Consider the following 15,813-nt stretch of genomic DNA (forward strand, 5'->3'; position numbering starts at 1 on the left):
AACTTTGCCGATGGTTTTGCATAAAAGGTTCAACCCGAACGGAATAAATAGTAGAGCCGATGGAAAACACAACGAAACAAGGTTTGACAAAGGTTCACAACTTACCTAGTTACGCATTCAACTTACATCAACAAGGAAAGGACAAAATGGCTAATATTTACGGCAACAACTACGCTAACAACCTCTACGGAACCTACTACGCAGACAATATTTATGGTTACGGTGGCAATGACTACATCTCTGCTGGTAGTGGCAACGACTGGGTAGATGGTGGTACAGGTAATGATACCATCTACGGTGGTGCTGGTAACGATACCCTCTACGGTTGGTATGGTAATGACTACCTGAATGGTGGAGATGGTAATGACTACCTGAATGGTGGAGATGGTAACGACTACCTAGATGGTTGGACTGGTAACGATGTTATCTATGGTGGAGATGGTAACGACACCCTCTATGGTTACACTGGAAACGACTATCTCAGTGGTGGATATAATAACGACAAACTGTATGGTGAAAGTGGAAATGACACCTTGGTAGGTGGTTATGGTTACGATACCCTAGTTGGTGGCTCTGGTGCAGACAAATTCGTCTTCAACAACAAGTTTGAAGGTGTTGATGTCATCAAAGACTTTGACTGGAAGACTGATGGGGATAAAATCCAAGTTTCCAAATACGGTTTTGGTGCTACTTCTCTCAACCAGTTCCATTACAATAGTAGCAATGGTGCGTTGTCTTTCCAAGGTACTACCTTTGCCATCATCGAAAACAAACCTTCTGGTTTCAACGTGAATTACGACCTACAATTAGTCTAAGAAAATGGAGCTATCAGTTAACAGTTACCATCTGAATTAAAATCACTTATGGCTGTTAACTATTGCTGATTTAGTGATTTCATCTTCCTGACAGAAAAATATCTGTTTGCAAGAGGTGTAATCCATAGGAAATATTCATAGATTTGGGAGTTAGGAAAGTGGGTATTTTGCTCACTTTCTTTTTATTTAAATAATACTTTTAAGAGAATATTTAAGCTATCTATTCTGATTTCCTAAGTATCAGGATTATGTTGATTGTAGAGGTCAAATATTGCTATAGCGGTTACCGTTCAGGTGAATTATTGTACATCTTCTGTCTGTGTGGTTTTACATGGTTTCTCTTCAAAAAATATAAGGAAATATTTTTACTAATAATTTTGCGTAAAACTTTCAAGTCAAAGGGAATAAATAGTATAGGTGATCAGCCAAAAGAAAATAATATTTTCTAGCGGTTCATCAATTACCTAACTACATATTAAAATTACATCTACCAGGAAAGGAAAAATGACTAATATTTATGGTGACAACTATGATAACGATCTCTCCGGAGATTACAGCTCAGACAAAATTTATGGTTTGGGTGGCAATGACTATATTCAGGCTGGTCATGGGAGCGATACTGTTTATGGTGGTACTGGTAACGATACCCTGATAGGTTGGTTAGGTGATGACTACCTCTATGGTGAAGATGGTAACGACAAACTGTATGGTGGAGAAGGTTATGATATTCTCTATGGTGGTAATGGCAAAGATACTCTTTATGGTGGTAATGGCAACGATACTCTTTATGGTGGTAATGGTGACGACTATCTAGATGGTGATAGTGGTAGTGACTACATCAGTGGTGGTAATGGTAAGGATATTCTCTATGGTGGAGATTATAACAGCCTATATGGTGAAAGTGGAAATGATACCCTAGTTGGTGGTGCTGGTGCAGACAAATTCGTCTTCAACAACAAGTATGAAGGTGTTGATGTCATCAAAGACTTCAGTTGGAAAGAAGGTGACAAAATCCAAGTTTCCAAATACGGTTTTGGTGCTACTTCTCTCAACCAGTTCCATTACAACAGCAGCAATGGTGCGTTATCTTACCAAGGTACTACCTTTGCTATCATCGAAAACAAACCTTCTGGTTTCAACGTTGGTTTAGACCTACAATTCGTCTAAGAAAATGGAGCTATCAGTTAACAGTTACCATCTGAATTAAAATCACTTATGGCTGTTAACTATTGCTGATTTAGTGATTTCATCTTCCTTACAGAAAAATATCTGTTTGCAAGATGTGTAATCAATAGGAAATATTCATAGATTTGGGAGTTAGGAAAGTGGGTATGATATTCGCTTTCCTTTTATCATTCAGAAGTATTCAATAGCCAGGTTTTATTAGGAGTGCCAAGTTAACAATTACCAGATTGCTCGCAAGCTCCAATACTTACCCAACTACTAGAACCATCCACCCAATGTTCTTTCTTCCAAATGGGTGCATTATGTTTGAGAGTATCAATTGCATATTGACAAGCAGCAAAAGCTTCCCCACGATGGGGACAACCGACGGCAACTAAAACACTAATTTCCCCGATAGGTAAATGTCCGATGCGATGGTGAATCACTACACGGTTTACCTGTTGCCATTTCTCCCGTATTTCGGCAGCAATTTGGTAAAACACCCGTAAAGCCATCGGTTCATAGGCTTGATATTCTAAAGAAATAACTGCTTTTCCATCGGTTTGGTTGCGAACGGTGCCACTCATTACCACCACAGCACCGTTGCCGGGGTCGTTGGCTTTAGCGTAAATTTCTTCTAGAGATAGGGGTGCAAAACTAATGGCAAAACTATCTTCTACTCTGGGTTTAATCCTAGATGTGACTGTATTTATCATTACCTGGCTATAAGTGGGGCAAGGGTAAGAGACTTTCAAATAAAAAAAATAACTAATCGCTGTGTAAGCAGGGGAGCAGGGGGAATCAGAAAATCAAATCTGAATAAATTGGATATAGCGTTTCTCATTCTAGTGAGGTATAGAAGAACCCCTCCCCAGCCCTCCGCGAAATCGGTGAGGGTGCCCGATAGGGCGGGTGGGGTTGTATTTCATCTGATTGGGAAACGCTGTAATGTCTTTTCTGGAAGTCTCTAAGAGGCAAGGGGGGCAGGATAAATGCTTGATTCATTGATGGTGGTGGAATATAAGTTCATCATAGTTACTTAAGAGATTGATTAAAAGTCAAAAATACAGAAAATTATCAATTAAGAAGTAAAAATATTACATCTGTTCACACGGTGTTGATTATTTTGATTAACTATATATTACTAAGTTTTACTTTTTTTATCGGCGATTATCTCCGTATAAAAAAGTTGTTAATCACTACGTAAAAAAATATTCAATTAAGTATTCTTACTTATTTTGATTGATTAATTGATCATCTTCCTTAAGGTATATTACTATAATAGGAGTTACAAAAATATCTATCAATACTTTTTTATGTATCCATCAGCAGTTGATGCTGTGACTAGATGCTGTCAAAACAGAAACAGCCAAATAGTCAATATAGATAGGATGGATAGCACAGAGGTATGGTACTGAGCAAAAGATTTTTCATTGCTTATTTGATTGCACCTTTTATATTCCCTGGGGTAGGGAAAATTTCCGAAATATTATTCATCAGGCTGTCATAAAAATGATAGAAGGGAAAAACATATATGATAAATTCTTCAGTCTTTAAGGAGGCGAAGAGACTAGAGGTACTCCATAACTATCAGATTCTCGATACTTTGCCCGAACAAGCATTTGATGATTTGGCATTTCTGGCAGCACAGGTATGTCGTGTACCCATATCTTTAATTAATTTAGTTGATCGCGATCGCCAGTGGTTTAAGGCAAAGGTGGGGATAGATATCCCAGAAATGCCCCGTGATATAGGATTTTGTCCTATTTGTGTCGAGAATGGAGAAATACTTATAATTTCTGATACCCTATCCCATGAGCAATATCGTCAATCACCTGTAGTGGTTGGGGAACCCTATGTCAGGTTTTATGCAGGTATCCCAATTATGGCTGTGACGGGAGAAATTCTGGGAACTTTGTGTGTTGTAGATCAAAAACCACGTCAAATCACAACAGAGCAGTTAGCATCTCTGCAAGCGATTAGTCGATTAATTAGTAAACAGTTAGAAATTCGCCGGAATTTAGCAGAAATAGTCAAAATTAAGCAGGAATATCAAGAAACAGCAACATCTCTCCAGCAAAGTGAATCAACCCTGCGGAGCTTTTTTAATAGTTCACCCATCATGATGGGGGTAGTTGAGTTAAAAAATAACGATATTTTACATTTATCTGATAATCCAGCCAGCGCTAAGTTTTTTGGTTTCACTCCCAAAACTATGGAAAATCGTCTGGCGAGTGAGATGGGAATTTTACCGGAATATTTACAACAGTGGATTCAGTATTATCTCCAGGCAGAAGCAACCCAATCCCCGGTACATTTTGAATATAACCATACCACCCCCCAAGGACAAAAGTATTTGCGGGCAACCGTGGCATCAATCCATGGGGAAAAAACCTCACATCCCCGTCGTTTTGCCTATATTGTGGAAGATATTACACCTCAAAAACAGTTAGAAAAGCAATTTTTACGCGCCCAAAGAATGGAAAGTATTGGCACATTAGCCAGTGGGATTGCCCATGATTTAAATAATGTGCTGTCACCGATTTTAATGTCAGTACAACTATTAAAAGCAAAATGTGAAAATGAGGGCGATCGCCAGATACTTGCCATCGCAGAAAATAATGCGAAGCGTGGAGCGAATCTTGTCAAGCAAGTTTTATCCTTTGCCAGGGGAATTGAGGGGGAACACACTTATATATCCGTCAAAAACTTGATTGCAGAAATGCAACAAATTATCACCCAAACATTTCCCAAATCTATCACCCTGAACGCAGAAATTCCCGTTGAGACTGCACAAGTTTGTGGTGACAGCACCCAGTTACATCAAGTATTAATGAATCTGTGTTTGAATGCCCGTGATGCAATGCCAAATGGTGGCATATTAGACCTATCCGCAGATAATATTTTCATTGATGAGAACTATGCAAAAATGCATCTTGATGCCCAAGCTGGAAACTACGTTATAATTACCGTAGCTGATAATGGTATCGGGATTAAAAATGAACTCCTAGATAGAATCTTTGAACCATTTTTTACCACCAAAGAATTTGGCAAAGGTACAGGATTAGGACTATCTACAGTCATGGGAATTATTAAAGGGCATGGAGGATTTATCACCGTTAAAAGTACTCTGGGAAAAGGCACAACATTTCAAATTTTTCTCCCAACAGAATTCCGAAAAAGTATCCCCATCTCCGAAGAATTAGATACCTATGATGGATATGGAAAATTTATTCTGGTGATTGATGATGAACCAGCCATTCGAGAAATTACAGCCAAATCTTTAGAAAATTATAACTACCAAGTTTTAACAGCTTGTGACGGAATTGAAGCCGTGGCTCTTTATGCCCAATATAAAGATAAAATTAATTTAGCCATCGTCGATATGATGATGCCTAACATGGATGGAACAAGCACAATTACGACTCTCCATCGCATGAACCCTCAACTACCGATTGTCGCCGTCAGTGGAACCAGTCAAAAACTTTCCCTAGAAGCAAATTCCGCCTATACTGTTTTTTTACCGAAACCCTACACAACCCATGAATTGGTGAAGATATTAAGTCGCTTAGTAGGTAATGGGTAATGTCTCTCTATTCCCTGTCACCCTTCCTCAGAAAAGCTATGAGCAATCTAATTCTGGTTGTAGATGATGATGTGTTGCTGCGCACACAAATGAGTCAGTTATTAACAGCTACAGGGTATCAAGTGGCTGAAGCTAGTAACGGAGTTGAAGCTTTATCTTTGTATACTCAGTTACAGCCAGATATGTTGCTGCTCAATGCTCAAATTCCAGAAATAGATGGTTTCCAAGTCTGTGAACAGGTGCGATCGCTACCCGGTGGACAGGAAATACCAGTATTAATTATTACGGGGATGTATGACCAAGCAGCCATCGAAAAAGCCTTTGCCGTGGGAGCAACGGACTTTATCATCAAACCGATTCAATGGCAGGTATTAGCGCAACGGGCAGGGAGATTGCTCAATAGCAGTCAAATGATGAAAGAACTGCAAAAACAAAATCGGCGATCGCAACTATTTGCCGACATCACCCTGAAAATTCGTCAATCCCTACAAATAGATGAAACCCTGCAAACCAGCGTCACGGAAGTGCAAAAGCTGTTGCAAGCTGACCGGGTAGTAATTTTACGGATGCGAAGTGACTTCTCTGTCACCGTGGTCAAAGAAGCCGTAATTCCAGGAACCATGGAAATTCTGGGAAGAAATATTATCGATCCCTGCTTTCAAGAATGCTACATCGAAAAGTATCGCCAAGGACACATCAGTGCCATCGATGACATTTATACAGCAAATATTCAACCCTGCCATATCGCCTTTCTGCAACAATTTGGTGTTCGAGCTAACTTAGTAGTCCCCATCATCCTGCAAAATCAACTTTGGGGATTATTAATCGCCCACCAATGTCGCAATACCCGTCATTGGACAGAATGGGAAACAGAGCTACTCAAGCAATTAGCCGATCAAATGGGTATTGCCCTTGCCCAAGGCAAGCTTTTAGAGCAGGAAACCCGACAACGGCAAGAACTGATACGCTCTAATCAAGAACTCCAGGAATTTGCTTTTATTGCCTCCCACGACTTACAGGAGCCCCTACGGAAAATTAAAACCTTTGGCGATCGCCTAAAAGCTAATTGTGGCGATACCCTCTCACCCCAAGGTAAAGACTACCTCGACAGAATGCAAAATGCTGCCCGCAGAATGCAGATTCTCATCGATGACTTATTAGCCCTCTCCCGCGTCACCACTAGAGCACAACCATTTATACCAGTACATCTGGCTGACATTGCTCAAGAAGTTATTTCCGACTTAGAAATTACGATTCAGCAAAATAACGCCCAAATCACAGTCGGAGAACTTCCCACCATCGATGCCGATCCCCTACAAATGCGGCAGTTATTCCAAAATCTCATCGTCAATGCTTTAAAATTTCACCACCCCCAGATTTCACCCCACATCAAAATTCAGAGTCAAATCCAATCCACCCCCGTAGATACTATTGCTAACCATCCTGAATATTGGCAAATCCACGTCATAGATAATGGTATTGGTTTTGAGGAAAAATATTTAGACCGTATTTTCAACGTTTTTCAACGTTTACATGGTCGCAGTGAATACGAAGGTACTGGTATCGGTTTAGCTATTTGCCGCAAAATCATAGAAATCCACAAGGGTGCTATTACAGCTATCAGTCAACCCGGAAAAGGGGCAACATTTATCATTACCTTACCTAAACACCATCGTTGAAACTATTACTCTATCAGGGGTCAGGAAGTAGGGAGTAATGAGTAATCAGTAATCAGGAGTGACGGGATTTTAAACCCAAAATATCTGGGAATCAGGGAAAATTTATTTCTGTTTGCCACCACCCATTACCTATTTACCCCTAAAAGGTTTATGATACCTGCATATGAAATTGCTGATTTTACAACTAATCACTCATATTTGTTGCAATTTAATAATAAATTAATCCCATAGGCTGCACAAAGGAGAAAATTCAGAGTGAAGGGTCGGCAAACAACGATTACTATTTTGATGGCTGATGATGATGACGATGATTGTATGTTGGCTAGGGAGGCTTTAACAGAAAGTCATCTCCCCAATCATCTGCATATCGTCAAAGATGGAGAGGAGTTAATGGACTACTTGTATCAGCGTGGTCGGTATACTGATGCCAACATCTCACCTCGTCCTGGTTTGATATTACTAGATTTAAATATGCCTAAAAAAGATGGTAGAGAAGCACTCAGGGAAATTAAAGCCCATCCCCAACTGCGGAAAATTCCTGTGATAGTTTTAACCACATCCAAGGCAGAGGAAGATATTCTGCGTACCTATGATTTGGGCGCAAACTCTTTTATCATCAAGCCAGTCACCTTTGCTGCCTTAGTTGAAGTGATTAAAACTATTGGCAAATACTGGTTTGAAATCGTTGAACTGCCACTATAAATACTGGGAGGCAGCAATGCAGAACCACCCCATCAGAGTTTTACTCATAGATGATGACGAGGATGACTATATCCTCACCCGTGATTGGATGGAAGAGTTTCAGGTGATTAATTGTCATCTGACATGGGTGAGTAATTATCAAGCAGCACGGGAAACCATTGCCAATCAAAATTATGATGTCTATTTGATAGATTACCGCTTAGGTGAAGGTAATGGCTTGGAATTGCTGCGAGAAGCCATGAGTCATGCGGTTTCTGCTCCAATTATTTTACTCACCGGGCAAGGTGACAAATCGATTGATATTGAAGCTATGAAAGCTGGTGCCGCAGATTATTTAGAAAAAAGTCAATTGACTGCACCTTTGCTAGAACGCTCTATGCGCTATGCTTTGGAACGTAAACAAACAGAGCAAAAAATTCGTCAACAAGCTGCGTTATTGAATGTTGCCACCGATGCAATTTTTGTCCAAGATTTAGGCAATCAAATTCTCTTTTGGAATAATGCCGCCGAAAAACTCTATGGTTGGAGTAAGGAAGAGGCAATAGGCAAAACCACCTTTGAACTTTGGCAAGAAAAAAATCTCTCTTTATTACCTGATGCTTTACAGCAATTAATGCAAGATGGTAGTTGGAAAGGAGAAATTTCCCAAACTACAAAGTCGGGGAAAAATATTACCGTCGAAAGTCGTTGGACTTTGGTACGAGAATTTGACCAAAAATCCCAGGCTATTTTAGTCGTTAATAGTGATATTACCCATAAAAAACAACTGGAATCTCAGTTTTTACGTGCCCAAAGATTAGAAAGCATCGGGACTTTAGCCAGTGGGATTGCCCACGATTTAAATAATGTTCTAGCTCCGATTTTAATGACTGCTCAGTTACTAGAATCACAATTAAAAGATGAGCGGAGTCAGAGGTTGTTATCAATCCTGATTAATAATGCCAAACGGGGAGCCAATTTAGTCAAACAAGTATTATCTTTTACTAGGGGAGTTGAGGGCGATCGCACGCTGTTACAACTCAAACATTTAATCGTCGAAATTCAACAAGTTATCAAAGAAACTTTCCCCAAAAGCATTGACGTTGGGGTACTGATGCCAGATGATCTCTGGACAGTATCTGCTGATGCTACCCAATTACACCAAGTCTTGATGAATTTGTGTGTGAATGCTCGTGATGCTATGCCAAATGGCGGACGTTTGAGCATTTGCGTGGAAAATTTCATCATCGATGAAAACTACGCTAAAATGCATCTGGATGCTCGCGTCGGTAACTACATCATCATTAAAGTTAGCGATACGGGTATGGGTATTACTGCGGAAAATCTCGACCGCATTTTTGAACCTTTTTTTACTACCAAAGAACTTGGTAAAGGGACTGGCTTGGGTTTATCTACTGTCATTGGTATTATTAAAAGTCACGGTGGTTTTGTGAACGTCAACAGCGAACTGAATAAAGGTAGTGAGTTTAAAGTATATTTGCCTGCACAACAAATTCCAGAAATCCTAGGAGATATCGATCAGGAATTACCCACAGGTAACGGCGAATTAATTTTAGTGGTAGATGATGAAGATTCTATCCGTGATGTCACCAAAACATCCTTGGAAACCTATAATTACCAAGCAATTACAGCTTGTGACGGAATTGAGGCGATCGCCCTCTACGCAGAATACCGCGATCGTATCTCTGTTGTACTCACGGATATGCTCATGCCTTCCATGGACGGTATCACAACTATCCGCACTCTGCAAAAAATCAACCCTGGGGTGAAAATTATTGCCGTTAGTGGACTCAGCGCTAGTGATAAAGTTAATGCTGCCACTGATATCGGAGTCAAAGCATTTCTCTGTAAACCCTACACAGCGAAACAACTACTACAAACTATTAGTAATGTCAAGAATAATTAGCAATTAATGGGAAGAATTTTTGGCGATAGAGCTACGCTCCGCCGATAGGGCGATCGCCTGCTTTCTCCAGAGCTTGACAGGTTGCAATTTTCTGTATAAAACTGATGCCTTCTAAATAAGTGCGATGGCGATCGCATCTAATTAGATAGGACAATATTTGTGGTATCACGCACCCAGAAGATAATGATAAAAATCAGAAAAACAACAATATTTATCCTGAGTTTGTGTTCATTCTTGTTTATTCCAGAGTCCCTAGCTCAAAATAAAATCAAAGTGATGCCCCTAGGAGATTCTATTTGTGAAGATAATCAACCATTTTTGCGGCAGCAAGTAACCCAGGAAAAGTTACAAATTAACTGGGTAGGGAGTAAGAAAAATTCAGCATTGGCAGATCCAGAACATGAATGTCACGGTGGTTGGTCAGCCGCTCAGGTGTTAGGATTACCAGGGACGAAAATGCCTTGTTGGGAAGGTAAAAGCCCAGGAAATGTTTCCCAATGGGTGAAAGCAACAAAACCCGATGTGGTGTTAATGATGTTGGGGAGCAATGATTTTTTTGCAGACAATTGTCGGGGTGAACAAACCTCAAATACTTTAAAGACTTCTCTAGAAAAAATAGTCGATGAAATCTATAAAAATTCTCCTGGAGTGCATATAGCGATCGCCTCCCTTTCTCCCTTCAATTGGCAAGGAGGAAAGGAATCACAACAGTCGATAAATCTCTATATCCAGCAAATGGTGAAACAACGGCAACAACAAGGGCAGAAAATTTCCTTTGTGGATATTCATAACTCAGTTCCCCAGAATGGTTTTAAAGCAGATAATCTCCATTTGAATGATATTGGGAATCAGGCGATCGCCAAAACCTGGATACAAGCACTGAAAAAAATTTAGGAGCAGGAAGACATGGCAAAAATCTGCAACAATATGGAAGCAAGACATCGGAGTTAATGATGAATCCTCCCCAAACCTCAATGGAAAATACCCAATTATCTGGATGGATAGAAATTGGTAAAATTGTCGCACCCCAAGGTTTGCAGGGGGAAATACGGGTTTACCCAGAGACAGATTTCCCGGAACGTTTTGAGGAACCTGGAACCCGATGGTTATTATACCCAGGAACAACAGAACCCCAAGCTGTAGAGTTAATTTCGGGACGTTATTTAGATGGGAAAAATTTGTATGTGATTCAGCTAGCAGGAATTGAAAGTCGCTCTCAAGTTGATGAATTACGGGGTTGTAAATTATTAGTTGCAGAGAGCGATCGCCCAGAATTGGCAGAAGGGGAATATCATATTTTAGATTTAATTGATTTACCTGTGTATCTGCAAGCATCTGGGGAGTTAGTCGGGAAAGTGGTAGATGTCCTCAGCGCTGGTAATGATTTACTAGAAGTGGAGTTTGATGCAGAATTTCTCCAGCAACAACCGAGTAAAAATCACAAAAAACAAACCAAAGTTCTCATTCCTTTTGTGATGGCGATCGCTCCTGTTGTAGATTTAGTTGCCAAACGCATTGAAATCACCCCTCCACCCGGTTTATTAGAGATTAATAATAGCTAGGAAGGGAAGGTTTCTTATTTGACGCGCTCAATTAAAGGATTACTCAAAGCACATTTAAACTCAATAGCGCTAGAGTTAGTGTGGTAAACAGTACCAGAAACACGCACTCTATCCAAATAACCTACAGTTTTACCATCATTGGTTTTGACTTTTAGGTCTTTATGGGTATAGGATTTCTGTACTTGAGATGTTTGATTCACCCCAGTCCCAAAATTACTACTCACACCAATTACTGGAGTCTCAGACTCTCCCGGATTGGCAATTATTCTACCACTTAATTTACGACCTAATTCCTGGGATGGACGCAAACGCAAAATTAAACTATTCCTTTCAATTAACGTTGGTAAAGTTAGAAAACCCTCTACTGCAACTCGTTTACCATCATTACTTTGATTACAAACTGTATTAAAACTTGTGAGTTTACCCTGGGTGGGAGTTTCTGGTTTGCTTGTACATCCAGGTAACAAAATTAAACTAGCTAATAGTAAAAATACAGAATATCGTTTCATTGTTTTGCACCTTGAGGAAACTGATATTCATATATCAATCATTTATCTCATATTTATGCAATTTATCTGACAAACTCCCCCAGAATAAACTGTATTCACTGCAACCAATTTCCTCAACCAGTCAAGGTAAGTTTATCCGGTGCGGTACATCTACCTTTTATGTTCACAGGGAGAGAAAAACAGTGCAAATTACAAAACGAAATGTGGAATTGAGAGTAGATGACAGTTTGATGCGTGTCTATGTCGCAGCACCAACCACAGCCGGAACCTATCCAGGTATCATTTTTTATAGTGATATTTATCAATTAGGTGGGGCAATGATACGCCTAGTTAACTACTTAGCAGGATTTGGTTATGTTGTTGCAGCCCCGGAAATTTTTCATCGTACCGAGGCGATCGCCCATGTAATTGAACCTGATGACTTGGGGAGAATGCGTGGGAATGATAATGCACGTCGCACTCCCGTTGCCGCTTACGATGCAGATGCTCAAGCTGTTCTAGAATTTCTCCAGGCAGATAGTTCTGTGACACCGGGTAAAATTGCTACCCTCGGCTTTTGTATCGGTGGACACCTCGCCTTCCGCACTGCTTTTGCTAGGGATATCAAGGCGGCTGTCTGTTGTTACCCCACGGGCATTCCCAGTGGTAAACTGGGACAGGGTGTAGCTGATACCATCCATCGAGTCGGGGAAATCACTGGAGAAGTCCTACTGATTCTCGGTACCCTTGACCCCCATATCCCGGAAAATGACCGTCAAATTCTGATACAAGCTCTAGAAAATGCTCAGGTTCGCCATCAGGTGTGTTTGTATGCAGCAGAACATACTTTTATGCGTGATGATGGTTATCGCTACGATGCGGCGGCTACCACCTCTGCCTGGGCAGAAATTATCACTTTTCTAGGGCGTATATTTACGTAGAATATTTCAGAAAGAGGGAGAAATTTAGGGCAAGGTGAATTTCCCATTTCCCAATTTTATGAACTATGATATCCCTTGTGAAAAAGCTCAATTATCTACAGAGATTGTGTAGTTGAAAGTGTCAGAACCCTGATTTTTTAAAGTTGGGGTTCTAGCAACCAAAATTGAATCTGAAATGTGGAGCAAAGCAACTTGACACCAACGCTGTTGAACAACCGTTATCGTATCATCCAAGCGTTGGGAAGGGGCGGATTTGGTGAAACCTTTCTTGCGGAGGATACCTATCTCCCTTCCTGTCGTCGTTGTGTGATTAAACGACTCAAACCAGTCACAGCGAAACCGGAAGTTTACCAAATTTTACAAACCAGATTTGCTAGGGAAGCGGTAATTTTAGAAGCCCTAGGTGAGGGGAACAGGCAGATACCGCAATTATATGCCTATTTTGTGGAGAATGAATATTTTTATTTGGTGCAAGAATTAATTGAGGGTTTGACATTAGGAGAAAAATTACAAAAATTAGGTTTATTCAGTGAAGAATTAATTAAGGAAATATTAATCAATCTTTTACCTGTTTTAATTTATATCCATAGTCAGGGAGTGATTCATCGAGACATCAAACCTAGCAATATTATTCTGCGACAACAGGATGGGAAACCTGTGTTAATTGATTTTGGAATTGCCAAGGAAATTATCCATCCAGTCGTAGATATTTCCCAGGATGATAGTCAATCAATTATTGTGGGAACTTCCGGTTTTATGTCTCCCGAGCAAGCAATGGGTAAACCCACCTATGCTAGTGATATTTATAGTTTGGGGATGACAGCAATTTATCTGTTAACGGGGAGACATCCCCAAGATGTAGTCATAGATAGACAAACAGGAACCGGGAATGAGTTGAACTTCAGAATTCAGGATAGGTTACTGGCAGAGGTTTTGCAAAAGTCTATCCAATTTCATCACCGCGATCGCTATCCTACAGCCCAAGCAATGTTAGCAGCTTTACAACCCCAGGATAGAATCATTTTTGATGTTGCTGATACCATCAATCCTGCGGATGAGAGCATTTATTCCCAGGAAACAACCATTAAATGGGATACCCAACCGGAGATAACTCCATCCCTTATCCCAAATTTTGAGATTCCCAATAGTACCAACAGTCGGCAAGCATACCGGAATCGGCAAATATTAATTAACAAAGTTAAAAATTATTGGGTGAAGGGTGTTTTAGAAACTTCTTTACATGGAGCAGCTTTAATTGCTTTGGGTTTAGAAAATCGACTTGATGCATTAGAACATCCCTGGGGAATATTATGGGAAACACCGGAACAAGCAAGACAACCCTTGCCACCCCAAACCAAAATTATTGATATTTTTCAGAAAATTGGTGCAGGGCGATCGCTATTAATTTTAGGGGAACCAGGTGCAGGTAAAACCACAACTCTTCTAGAACTTACCCACGATTTAATTACCCTAGCAGAAAATGATATTAATCAGCCGATTCCTGTTGTTTTTAACCTCTCTACCTGGGTAGATACAAAAATATCTATTACTGACTGGATTATCCGAGAACTTAATACTAAATACCAAGTTTCCTCAGAAATTAGTCAAACCTGGATACGCAACCAACAATTACTTTTACTCCTTGATGGATTAGATGAGGTGAGCGCTGAAAGACGGGATAATTGCGTGAATCAGATTAATTTATTTAGTCAAGAATATGGCGGTACGGAAATTGTCATTTGTAGTCGTATCAAAGACTATGAAGCCCTATCGCAACGCTTAAATTTACAGGCAGCTATTTTAATTCAACCCCTAGCTATAGAGCAAATCTATCAATATTTACAAAGCCTGGGTACAGAACTTGAGACGCTGCAAATTGCCCTCCGTTCCGATAAAAATATGCAAGAATTAGCCCAGTCTCCTCTGATGCTCAGTATCATGACTCTTGCTTATCAAGGTATGAAAATTACTGAGCTACCGGAAATGAATTTAGAAGAGCGCCGACAGCATATTTTTGATAAATATATTCAAAGAATGTTCGAGCGTCGTCAAGTCAAATCCCTTTATTCCCAATCTAAATCTATCCATTATCTTACCTGGCTAGCTAAAAATTTAAAATATCGTTCCCAAACTGTCTTTTTAATCGAAAGAATTCAACCGAATTGGCTAGATAAATTCTGGCAAAAATACATTTATATTACTAGTTTGTTGTTAATTTTTATTGCCATAGGGATTACAATTGGGATACAATTGATACCATTAGATAGAGTGCTTTTAGCCTTAGGTTTCACCGCGATATTTTTTACTTTAGTTTTTGGATTTAATCAAATAAATCCTGTAGAAACCCTCACATGGTCAGGGAAACGTGCGCGCCAACATTTAATTCCAGGAATATTTTGTGGCACAGTTTTAGGAGTAATGTTAAAACTTACCGCCGCCACCTTATACGGGTTTTGGAGTTGGCAAACTTTGATAACTTACCTGATGAATTTGCCAATTCACGGGTGGTTCCGTGGTATCGCATTTGGTTTCAGCCTAGGAATAATTTATGTTTTAATTCGGGGATTAACTAGCCCCAGTATTCAAACCCTAGCGATTCCCAATCAAGGTATTTGGCAATCTGGAAAAAATGCTCTGATTTTTGGTTGTATTGGCTTTCTAATTCTGGGATTGGCAGCAGCACTTTTAAAATGGCGTATCTTTGCCTGGGGTATTTTTGGATTTGCCTTCGGTGTCGCATCAGGGGGGGGTGAAGCTTGTCTGAAGCATCTGACTTTAAGGTTAATTCTCTATACAAATGGTTACATTCCCTGGAATTACGCCCGTTTTTTAGATTATGCCACTGAGCGCATATTTTTACAGAAAGTTGGTGGTGGATATATCTTCGTGCATCGTTTACTCCTAGAACATTTTGCCCAGATGGAGACGCAACCCTGGCATAATTAATTTCCAGATATATCTAAGTCAAAA

The 15,813-nt window shown here is 40.0% G+C and carries 12 protein-coding genes and 2 pseudogenes; 11 read left to right on the forward strand and 3 right to left on the reverse strand.

All coding sequences use genetic code 11. The features are described from left to right. The first annotated feature begins 59 nt into the window (after window positions 1-59). Complete coding sequence (locus tag IJ00_RS05110; RefSeq protein ID WP_238178435.1) at window positions 60-815, forward strand: calcium-binding protein; 756 nt, start codon at window positions 60-62, stop codon at window positions 813-815. A 504-nt stretch (window positions 816-1,319) separates the two neighbouring features. Then, window positions 1,320-1,982: a calcium-binding protein gene (locus IJ00_RS05115; protein ID WP_035150684.1), complete on the forward strand. Its 663-nt coding sequence runs from the start codon at window positions 1,320-1,322 to the stop codon at window positions 1,980-1,982. Between the two features lie 230 nt (window positions 1,983-2,212). Here IJ00_RS05115 and IJ00_RS05120 read toward each other — a convergent pair whose 3' ends face one another. Further along, entirely contained in the window at window positions 2,213-2,695 is a 483-nt protein-coding gene (locus IJ00_RS05120; RefSeq protein ID WP_035150686.1) for a molybdenum cofactor biosynthesis protein MoaE, read from the reverse strand. An 818-nt stretch (window positions 2,696-3,513) separates the two neighbouring features. Here IJ00_RS05120 and IJ00_RS05125 point away from each other — a divergent pair. The 5 genes and pseudogenes from IJ00_RS05125 to IJ00_RS05140 all read left to right on the forward strand — a co-directional run bounded on the left by IJ00_RS05125 (window position 3,514) and on the right by IJ00_RS05140 (window position 9,852). Further along, window positions 3,514-5,565: an ATP-binding protein gene (locus IJ00_RS05125; protein WP_035150688.1), complete on the forward strand. Its 2,052-nt coding sequence runs from the start codon at window positions 3,514-3,516 to the stop codon at window positions 5,563-5,565. Window positions 5,566-5,603: 38 nt separating this feature from the next. After that, window positions 5,604-5,936: pseudogene (locus tag IJ00_RS30100) on the forward strand (PleD family two-component system response regulator); the annotation flags it as partial. 45 nt (window positions 5,937-5,981) lie between these two features. Next, window positions 5,982-7,244: pseudogene (locus tag IJ00_RS05130) on the forward strand (ATP-binding protein); the annotation flags it as partial. A 255-nt stretch (window positions 7,245-7,499) separates the two neighbouring features. After that, window positions 7,500-7,946 carry a response regulator gene (locus tag IJ00_RS05135; RefSeq protein WP_201782667.1) on the forward strand — a complete coding sequence of 149 codons (447 nt, stop codon included), beginning with the start codon at window positions 7,500-7,502 and terminating at the stop codon, window positions 7,944-7,946. A gap of 16 nt (window positions 7,947-7,962) precedes the next feature. Continuing rightward, entirely contained in the window at window positions 7,963-9,852 is a 1,890-nt protein-coding gene (locus IJ00_RS05140; RefSeq protein WP_035150689.1) for a response regulator, read from the forward strand. Between the two features lie 31 nt (window positions 9,853-9,883). Here the strand turns inward: IJ00_RS05140 and IJ00_RS28760 are convergent, their stop codons facing one another. Further along, window positions 9,884-10,021 (reverse strand): hypothetical protein, encoded by a 138-nt coding sequence (locus tag IJ00_RS28760; protein ID WP_168163422.1) that lies wholly within the window; start codon window positions 10,019-10,021, stop codon window positions 9,884-9,886. A 14-nt stretch (window positions 10,022-10,035) separates the two neighbouring features. Here IJ00_RS28760 and IJ00_RS05145 point away from each other — a divergent pair, with 14 nt between their 5' ends. Continuing rightward, complete coding sequence (locus IJ00_RS05145) at window positions 10,036-10,746, forward strand: GDSL-type esterase/lipase family protein (RefSeq protein WP_035150691.1); 711 nt, start codon at window positions 10,036-10,038, stop codon at window positions 10,744-10,746. Window positions 10,747-10,826: 80 nt separating this feature from the next. Then, a complete protein-coding gene (gene rimM / locus IJ00_RS05150) occupies window positions 10,827-11,414 on the forward strand; it encodes a ribosome maturation factor RimM (protein ID WP_144416094.1) in 588 nt (195 codons plus the stop codon). Window positions 11,415-11,428: 14 nt separating this feature from the next. Here rimM and IJ00_RS05155 read toward each other — a convergent pair whose 3' ends face one another. Continuing rightward, window positions 11,429-11,923 carry a hypothetical protein gene (locus tag IJ00_RS05155; protein ID WP_035150695.1) on the reverse strand — a complete coding sequence of 165 codons (495 nt, stop codon included), beginning with the start codon at window positions 11,921-11,923 and terminating at the stop codon, window positions 11,429-11,431. 182 nt (window positions 11,924-12,105) lie between these two features. Here IJ00_RS05155 and IJ00_RS05160 point away from each other — a divergent pair, with 182 nt between their 5' ends. Continuing rightward, window positions 12,106-12,843 carry a dienelactone hydrolase family protein gene (locus IJ00_RS05160; protein ID WP_035150697.1) on the forward strand — a complete coding sequence of 246 codons (738 nt, stop codon included), beginning with the start codon at window positions 12,106-12,108 and terminating at the stop codon, window positions 12,841-12,843. 177 nt (window positions 12,844-13,020) lie between these two features. Then, the gene (locus tag IJ00_RS28765) at window positions 13,021-15,789 is read left to right on the forward strand and encodes a protein kinase (protein ID WP_052754389.1); all 2,769 of its coding nucleotides are present in this window, start codon (window positions 13,021-13,023) and stop codon (window positions 15,787-15,789) included. Window positions 15,790-15,813 lie beyond the last annotated feature (24 nt).

It is taken from the genome of Calothrix sp. 336/3 (assembly GCF_000734895.2).
Taxonomy (GTDB): Bacteria; Cyanobacteriota; Cyanobacteriia; order Cyanobacteriales; family Nostocaceae; genus 336-3.

Excerpts from the sequence above, each read along its gene's own strand:
- IJ00_RS05110 (WP_238178435.1), top strand. The coding sequence starts at position 60 with ATGGAAAACACAACGAAACAAGGTTTGACAAAGGTTCACAACTTACCT.
- IJ00_RS05115 (WP_035150684.1), top strand. The coding sequence starts at position 1,320 with ATGACTAATATTTATGGTGACAACTATGATAACGATCTCTCCGGAGAT.
- IJ00_RS05120 (WP_035150686.1), bottom strand. The coding sequence starts at position 2,695 with ATGATAAATACAGTCACATCTAGGATTAAACCCAGAGTAGAAGATAGT.
- IJ00_RS05125 (WP_035150688.1), top strand. The coding sequence starts at position 3,514 with ATGATAAATTCTTCAGTCTTTAAGGAGGCGAAGAGACTAGAGGTACTC.
- IJ00_RS05140 (WP_035150689.1), top strand. The coding sequence starts at position 7,963 with ATGCAGAACCACCCCATCAGAGTTTTACTCATAGATGATGACGAGGAT.
- IJ00_RS05145 (WP_035150691.1), top strand. The coding sequence starts at position 10,036 with ATGATAAAAATCAGAAAAACAACAATATTTATCCTGAGTTTGTGTTCA.
- rimM (WP_144416094.1), top strand. The coding sequence starts at position 10,827 with ATGGAAAATACCCAATTATCTGGATGGATAGAAATTGGTAAAATTGTC.
- IJ00_RS05155 (WP_035150695.1), bottom strand. The coding sequence starts at position 11,923 with ATGAAACGATATTCTGTATTTTTACTATTAGCTAGTTTAATTTTGTTA.